Raw genomic sequence first — 1,599 nt, forward strand, 5'->3', positions numbered from 1 at the left:
TATCAATCTCCTTTCTATGAGGGAATGCGCCCATTTTCACCATAGAGTGAATCATATTTTGTTCTCTTACATCAATTTCATAGTTTGTCAGCTTAACCAGTGCTTCCACGAATGACAATTGATTATTAATACTAAAATCAACGACTTCCCCTAAATGTTGTGTCATTTGTTTTAATTTTAAATATTCTAGGTTTGTGGTTAACTGTTGATAGCTATTCTTCATTTCCATATACCTCACCAATTACTGATAAATTTTGTTTCGCCAAATTGTCAATGTTCGGATATTTCGGTAGTGACTTAGCCAATGCGTTTTTATAATGTTCTTCTTTATAATTAAGCTTAGATTGACTGATTTTATGTTGTACAATTAACTTCATGTTATGATAAACATATATTTGATTATCATAGACTTGTAGACCGACGGTCTTACCTTGGTACTCAGCTGGCACTGAGTATTGATTTGATTTGTAAGATATCATTCCTGACGCATTTACTTTTACAAGCTTATGTTTAATCTTATAGGAATCTCTTATAGTACTCGTAGGGAGTGGCTGTAAGAGATTCTTTTCTTGTTTTAAGGCAAACACAGGAATCTTACCAGTTCCCTGGTGAAACGTTTGATTAATTCTTGTACATAATCTTTGTACAAATTCATGTAATTCTTCAAAAGTAAACTTGCCTTGATAAGCATGGATTTCATCTAGAAGTTTCATTGGAGCTTCTATTTTTCCTTTTGTATTTGGACGTCCTGCAATACATGGTTGCACCTTAAATCCGAAATCCTGGGCAAATTGTGCAAACTTATTATTAATTGTTCCTGAAAAATGTTCTGTTCGAGCCTCATCCATTACAGTTTTCATATTATCTGTAACGATCACCTTCGGTACGCCACCAAACGCTTCAAATGCCTCTGTCATAAATGACAGTAAAACACTTTGGGATTTTGAAATATTCAAATGAAAAACTCTAAAGCGTGAATAAGATAACAGAAGTACAGCTACATTTACAAATACCATTTCACCATCTTGCGTTTCAAACTTTATGCTTTCTTTCCAATCTAATTGCGCTTGTTCAGCAGGAGCTGTTTCATAACGAACCTTTCCTGGTAAGTTTGCAGCAATACGCTTACCATCCTTAAAATATTTTTTGAATTCAGATTTTCTATTGATATAGGCACGAAAAGTAGACTGGGAACATTGCAAACCATGATTATCCGTTAGATATTGCCATAGAACCCGCATATAGTAAAAAGTTTGTTTGGATTCATCTGATAAAAGATCTACAATCACTTCATAATAGGCATCGATTTTTGATGTTTTATTTTTGGTCCCCTTTGGTATAAAGCCATTCATGTATTTATCAATGGTACGTCGATCAACGTTCAATTCCCGCGCTAGTTGACTTTTATTTATTTTCATCTTTAAGTTCTCCATTAAATTTTTAAGATTAGATAAGTCTGTAAGACTTTTAATTGTAAATTCCGTTGGAATATCTAGTTTGATATACACACTAACCACCTCAAAGTCAGTATGTAGAATCCTGCTGAAAATGTACATGATTATTCAAGTGTTAATGTGTACATTTAAACTAGCATTTATA

1 protein-coding gene and 1 pseudogene are annotated in these 1,599 nt (G+C 33.1%); both read right to left on the reverse strand.

The genetic code is table 11. The features are described 5' to 3' along the window. Positions 1–223: pseudogene (locus ACODS7_RS31870) on the reverse strand (IS21-like element ISCbo2 family helper ATPase IstB); the annotation flags it as partial. Then, positions 213–1,508, reverse strand: a complete 1,296-nt coding sequence (gene istA / locus ACODS7_RS31875; protein ID WP_289666399.1) for an IS21 family transposase — start codon at positions 1,506–1,508, stop codon at positions 213–215. The pseudogene ACODS7_RS31870 and the gene istA, both read right to left, overlap by 11 nt. Positions 1,509–1,599: the final 91 nt, after the last annotated feature.

This window comes from Bacillus sp. FG16 (assembly GCF_057809515.1).